The sequence below is a fragment of the Dokdonia genika genome (assembly GCF_042652845.1).
GTDB classification, from domain to species: Bacteria; Bacteroidota; Bacteroidia; order Flavobacteriales; family Flavobacteriaceae; genus Dokdonia; species Dokdonia donghaensis.
This window is the reverse complement of record NZ_JBHSHB010000001.1, coordinates 1-789: the sequence shown is the minus strand read 5'-3', so window position 1 is coordinate 789 and position 789 is coordinate 1. Positions and strand designations below refer to the sequence as shown.

The following is a 789-nucleotide window of genomic DNA, read 5'->3' as shown; positions in this document are numbered from 1 at the left end:
CGTCCATATCACAATCAAGATCATTCCAAGCTGACGTTGGTGTTACCGTTTGACTAGCAATCTCAAGAGCACAAGGATCATTAGGATCGGTCATATCACCAGCTTCATCGCCATCGGTTACTCCATCTCCATCACTATCAGGATTCTGTGGATCTGTAGTATTACCATTTGGATCGTTTGGAGTTGATGGATCATCAATTCCTGTTGTCTCCTCATTGTTAGTAAGGCCATCCATATCACAATCTGCACTGTCATAAGCAGCGTCAGTCATTTCTGTCTGGTTAGCTACTACTAGACTACAATTATCATTAGGATCTGTACCATCAAGCGCTTCTTGACCATCTGATACTCCATCACCATCACTATCAATATCTAATGGATCTGTAATCTCACCATCAGGATCTGCAGGAGTGGTAGGATCATCTATTCCTGTGAGTTCCTCACCGTTATTTAAACCGTCCATATCACAATCAAGATCATTCCAAGCTGACGTTGGCGTTACCGTTTGACTAGCAATCTCAAGAGCACAAGGATCATTAGGATCGGTCATATCACCAGCTTCATCGCCATCGGTTACTCCATCGCCATCACTATCAGGATTCTGTGGATCTGTGGTATTACCATTTGGATCGTTTGGAGTTGATGGATCATCAATTCCAGTCGTCTCCTCATTGTTAGTAAGACCATCCATATCACAATCTGCACTGTCATAAGCAGCATCAGTCATTTCTGTCTGGTTAGCTACTACTAGACTACAATTATCATTAGGATCTGTACCATCAAGCGCTT

At 42.7% G+C, this 789-nt stretch carries 1 pseudogene; it reads right to left on the bottom strand.

Annotated features, from left to right (window positions below):
* A pseudogene (locus ACFO5T_RS00005) lies at positions 1-789 on the bottom strand (hypothetical protein); the annotation flags it as partial.